Consider the following 4,944-nt stretch of genomic DNA (forward strand, 5'->3'; position numbering starts at 1 on the left):
TACGATCTACACGATTGATTTAAACGACGCATTTAAAGACAGCGACTCCGCACTGAACTTCTCAGTGTCCGGCAACAGCAACGTGTTGGTTTCGATTGAAAATGGCATCGCGACCATTAGCCCAACTGCGGACTGGAACGGCTCAGAAGCGTTGACGTTTACTGCCACCGATCCAAGCGGCGAAAGCGTCAGCCAAACGGTGAACTTCACAGTTGCGCCTGTGGCAGATATTGAATCTGACCGCGCGACGGTTGTGGAAGACACGCCAACCATCATCAAGGTCTTAGGTAACGACAAGTTCGAAGGCGACGATAAAGTGGTGTCGCTAGATACCAATAACGGTCCAGCGAACGGCACGGTCTCGGTCAACCCGGACGGCAGCGTAACCTACACGCCAAACGACAACTACCACGGTACAGACAGCTTTACCTACATCGTTACGTCCGGTGGGGTATCAGAGTCCACCACGGTGAACGTCGATGTCACACCAGTGAACGATGCGCCAGTGGCAAAAGATGATACCGCTGTTACTGACGAAGACACGCCAGTGACAATTGATGTCCTGCCAAACGACACCGACATCGATGGTGATACGCTGTCTATCCAATCAGCGTCTGTGCCGAGTGACCAAGGTACAGTCGAAATTGTTGACGGCAAACTGGTCTTCACACCGGCTGAGAACTTCCATGGCGACGCTGAAATCACTTACACCGTTACCGATGGTTCACTGACTGACCAAGCGACGGTCAACGTCACCGTGAATGCGGTGAACGACACGCCTGTGGTTGAAAGCAACATTGCAGACCAAACCTTGGCGGAAGACTTTACGCCATACAGCATCGATCTGAATACGGCCTTCAGCGATGTGGATAACGTGGATGGCGAGCTGAGCTTCAGCGTTTCTGGCAACAACAACGTGTTGGTGTCGATTGAAAATGGCATCGCGACCATTAGCCCAACGGCAGACTGGAACGGCTCAGAAGCGTTGGCGTTTACTGCCACCGATCCAAGCGGCGAAAGCGTTAGCCAAACGGTGAACTTTACGGTTGCGCCAGTGGCGGACATCGTGGCAGACAACGCGACGGTCGTGGAAGACACGCCAACCATCATCAAGGTCTTAGGTAACGACACGTTCGAAGGCGACGACAAAGTGGTGTCGCTGGATACCAATAACGGTCCAGCCAACGGCACGGTCTCGGTCAACCCGGACGGCAGCGTAACCTACACGCCAAACGACAACTACCACGGTGCAGACAGCTTTACCTACATCGTTACCTCCGGTGGGGTATCGGAGTCCACCATGGTGAACGTCGATGTCACACCAGTGAACGATGCGCCAGTGGCAAAAGATGATACGGCGATTACTGACGAAGACACGCCAGTGACGATTGATGTCTTGCCAAACGATACTGACATTGATGGCGATACGTTAAGCATTGATTCGGCGTCTGTGCCGAGTGACCAAGGTAAAGTCGAAATTATTGATGGAAAACTGGTCTTCACACCGGCTGAGAACTTCCATGGCGATGCTGAAATCACTTACACCGTCACCGATGGTGCGCTGACTGACCAAGCGACGGTCAATGTCACCGTGAATGCGGTGAACGACGCGCCTGTGGTTGAAAGCAGCATTGCAGACCAAGCCTTGGCGGAAGACTTTACGCCATACAGCATCGATCTGAATACCGCTTTCAGCGATGTGGATAACGTGGATGGCGATCTGAGCTTCAGCGTCTCTGGCAACAGCAACATTCAAGTGGCGATCGTCAACGGTATTGCTACGTTCACTCCAACCGCAGACTGGAACGGCTCAGAAGCGTTAACGTTTACGGCTACCGATCCAAGCGGCGAAAGCGTAAGCCAAACGGTGAACTTCACAGTTGCGCCTGTGGCAGACATCGTGGCAGACAACGCGACGGTTGTGGAAGACACGCCGACCATCATTAAGGTCTTAGGTAACGACACGTTCGAAGGCGACGACAAAGTGGTGTCGCTGGATAGCAATAACGGTCCAGCCAACGGCACGGTCTCGGTCAACCCGGATGGCAGCGTCACTTACACGCCAAACGACAACTACCACGGGGCAGACAGCTTCACCTACATCGTTACCTCGGGTGGGGTATCGGAGTCCACCACGGTGAACGTCGATGTCACACCAGTCAATGATGCGCCAGTGGCAAAAGGTGATACCGCTGTTACTGACGAAGACACGCCAGTGACAATTGATGTTCTGCCAAACGACACCGACATCGATGGTGATACGCTGTCTATCCAATCGGCGTCCGTACCTGAAACACAAGGCACAGTAGAGATTGTTGACGGCAAACTGGTCTTCACACCGGCCGAGAACTTCAATGGTGACGCCGAAATCACTTACACCATCACCGATGGTTCGCTGACTGATCAAGCGACGGTCAACGTCACCGTAAATGCGGTGAACGACACGCCTGTGGTTGAAAGTAGCATTGCAGACCAAACCTTGGCAGAAGACTTTACGCCATACAGCATCGATCTAAATACCGCTTTCAGCGATGTGGATAACGTCGATGGCGAGCTGACCTTCAGCGTTTCTGGCAACAGCAACATTCAAGTGGCGATCGTCAATGGCATTGCTACGTTCACTCCAACTGCGGACTGGAACGGCTCTGAAGCATTGACCTTTACGGCTACCGATCCAAGCGGTGAAAGCGTTAGCCAAACGGTGAACTTTACGGTTGCGCCAGTGGCGGACATCGTGGCAGACAAAGCGACGGTCGTGGAAGACACGCCAACCATCATCAAGGTCTTAGGTAACGACACGTTTGAAGGCGACGACAAAGTGGTGTCGCTGGATACCAATAACGGTCCAGCCAATGGCACGGTCTCGGTCAACCTGGATGGCAGCGTCACTTACACGCCAAACGACAACTACCACGGCACAGACAGCTTCACCTACATCGTCACATCTGGGGGCGTCAGTGAATCCACCACGGTGAACGTCGATGTCACACCAGTGAACGATGCGCCAGTGGCAAAAGATGACACGGCGATTACTGACGAAGACACGCCAGTGACGATTGATGTCCTGCCAAACGATACTGACATTGATGGCGATACGCTGTCTATCCAATCGGCGTCTGTGCCGAGTGACCAAGGGACAGTCGAGATTGTTGACGGCAAACTGGTCTTCACACCGGCTGAGAACTTCCATGGTGACGCTGAAATCACTTACACCGTGACCGATGGTTCGCTGACTGACCAAGCGACGGTCAACGTCACCGTGAATGCGGTGAACGACACGCCTGTGGTTGAAAGCAGCCTCGCAGACCAAACCTTGGCGGAAGACTTTACGCCATACAGCATCGATCTAAATACCGCTTTCAGCGATGTGGATAACGTGGATGGCGAGTTAACGTTTAGCGTCTCTGGCAACAGCAACGTGTTGGTGTCGATTGAAAATGGCATCGCGACCATTAGCCCAACGGCAGACTGGAACGGCTCTGAAGCGTTGACCTTTACGGCGACCGATCCAAGCGGCGAAAGCGTTAGCCAAACGGTGAACTTCACAGTGGCGCCAGTGGCGGATATCGTGGCAGATAAAGCGACGGTTGTGGAAGATACGCCAACCATCATTAAGGTCTTAGGTAACGACACGTTCGAAGGCAACGATAAAGTGGTGTCGCTGGATACCAACAATGGACCAGCGAACGGCACGGTCTCGGTCAACCCGGATGGCAGCGTAACCTACACGCCAAACGACAACTTCCACGGGGCAGACAGCTTTACCTACATCGTTACCTCCGGTGGCGTCAGTGAGTCCACCACGGTGAACGTCGATGTCACATCAGTGAACGATGCGCCAGTGGCAAAAGATGACGCGGCAACAACACAAGAAGATACCGCTGTCACGATTGATGTCCTACCAAACGACACCGACATCGATGGTGATACGCTGTCTATCCAATCGGCGTCCGTACCTGAAACACAAGGCACAGTCGAGATTGTTGACGGCAAATTGGTCTTCACACCAGCTGAGAACTTCAATGGTGATGCCGAAATCACTTACACCGTCACCGATGGTGCACTGACCGACCAAGCGACGGTCAACGTCACCGTAAATGCGGTGAACGACACGCCTGTGGTTGAAAGTAGCATTGCAGACCAAACCTTGGCGGAAGATTTCACGCCATACAGCATCGATCTGAATACCGCTTTCAGCGATGTGGATAACGTGGATAGTGAGTTAACGTTTAGCGTTTCTGGCAACAGCAACATTCAAGTGGCGATCGTCAATGGCATTGCTACGTTCACTCCAACCGCAGACTGGAACGGCTCAGAAGCATTGACCTTTACGGCTACCGATCCAAGCGGCGAGAGCGTTAGCCAAACGGTGAATTTCACAGTTGCGCCTGTGGCGGACATCGTGGCAGACAACGCGACGGTTGTGGAAGACACGCCAACCATCATTAAGGTCTTAGGTAACGACACGTTCGAAGGCGACGACAAAGTGGTGTCGCTGGATACCAACAACGGTCCAGCTAACGGTACGGTCTCGGTCAACCCGGACGGCAGCGTGACTTACACGCCAAACGACAACTTCCACGGTACAGACAGCTTCACCTACATCGTCACGTCCGGTGGGGTATCAGAGTCCACCACGGTGAACGTCGATGTCACACCAGTCAACGATGCGCCAGTGGCAAAAGATGATACCGCTGTCACTGACGAAGACACGCCAGTGACAATTGATGTCCTGCCAAACGACACCGACATTGATGGCGATACGCTGTCTATCCAATCGGCTTCCGTACCTGAAACACAAGGTACAGTCGAGATTGTTGACGGCAAACTGGTCTTCACACCGGCCGAGAACTTCAATGGTGATGCCGAAATCACTTACACCATCACCGATGGTTCGCTGACTGACCAAGCGAAAGTAGCCGTTACCGTTAATCCAGTGAACGA

1 protein-coding gene is annotated in these 4,944 nt (G+C 53.1%); it reads left to right on the forward strand.

Annotated elements, in window-relative coordinates:
• The coding region (locus R7E00_RS22395) for a tandem-95 repeat protein (RefSeq protein ID WP_318124474.1) at positions 1 to 4,944 on the forward strand (4,944 nt) is incomplete at both ends.

Source organism: Vibrio sp. Vb1755, assembly GCF_033338635.1.
Classification (GTDB): domain Bacteria; phylum Pseudomonadota; class Gammaproteobacteria; order Enterobacterales; family Vibrionaceae; genus Vibrio; species Vibrio alginolyticus.